This is a genomic window from Terriglobus sp. YAF25 (genome assembly GCF_052113305.1).
In the GTDB taxonomy this organism is placed as follows: domain Bacteria; phylum Acidobacteriota; class Terriglobia; order Terriglobales; family Acidobacteriaceae; genus Terriglobus.
Genome location: NZ_JBFRCY010001053.1, coordinates 1 through 1066, shown reverse-complemented (window position 1 = coordinate 1066; position 1066 = coordinate 1). Strand labels below are relative to the sequence as shown.

At 62.0% G+C, this 1066-nt stretch carries 1 protein-coding gene and 1 pseudogene; both read left to right on the top strand.

The features are described from left to right. Positions 1–191, top strand: a pseudogene (locus tag AB4043_RS26470) (purine nucleoside permease); the annotation flags it as partial. 125 nt (positions 192–316) lie between these two features. Then, a complete protein-coding gene (locus AB4043_RS26465; protein ID WP_442308651.1) occupies positions 317–895 on the top strand; it encodes a hypothetical protein in 579 nt (192 codons plus the stop codon). Positions 896–1066 lie beyond the last annotated feature (171 nt).

Below are 1066 nucleotides of genomic sequence, written 5' to 3'. Positions count from 1 at the left end.
GGCTGATGGTGCTGCGCACCGGATCGAACTTCTCCATGCCTCGCCCCGGTCACACCCCGATCGAGAGCGTGAACTCCCCCTACATCGGCACCCGGCCGGCGGTCGAAAATGCGTGGCGCGTCGGCAGCAGGGTTCTGCACGAGCTCACCTCCAAATGGGAGACCTACGCAACTCACATCCCTGGAGAATAGAGCATTTTCCCTGTGGTGTATGTCTAGGGTGTGTCCATCTATGGGCGTTTTCCGCAATGGAAACGCCGCTGCACATCCCTTCCGGGGTACCCAGCAACAGGGAAAAGCGTTCTAAGCTTGAGGATGTGAGCCTTACGCATCCCTTCCCCGCAGATTGGCGGGTCCAGGTACTCACCGGGCCCCCGCTCATCGCTCCGGCACGTCAGTTCACCTATCCCCGCGCTGTTCCTGGCGAAGAAGACGCGCTCGCCCGCGGCGCCATGTACGTAATGGTGAAGCCCTCATCCGGCGGTGAGTTCCTGGCGACCTGCGCCCGAGGGTTCGCCGACCCTGCACTACCGAGCGGCATCTGGAGCTGCCCCCGGCCGCAGGAGATCTGCCTGGTCTCCGGTGGCTATGCCTGCATTGTGGACACACTGGCGCCGGAACAGGCAGCCCTGGTACCGCAGCGGCCAGCCACCGAGGTGGTGCCTGCCGTCGAGGCTGGTCTGCTGYTCTTCGCCGGTTTCCACACCGTGACTGCCTGGGGAGCGAATGGCCTGGCCTGGGAGACCGGAAAGCTGACCTGGGAGGGTCTGACTCTCCAAGCGGTGGACGGGAACATCCTGAACGGCATGGGATGGGACATGATGGCCGACAAAGAGGTGCCGTTTGAGGTAGACCTCACTACCGGGAAGCACATCGGCGGCGGGTTTCGAGGCTGAAGCAACGTGGCTGGACGGAGAAGCGGGTCCTTCGCCTGCGCTCAGGATGACAGCCGAGAATATCTCTAGAGCATTTCTCCTGTTGCTGGGTATCCCGAAAGAGGCGTGAAGCGGCGTTTTCATTGCGGAAAACGCCCATAGATACGGAATCCCTACACTACACCTACAGGA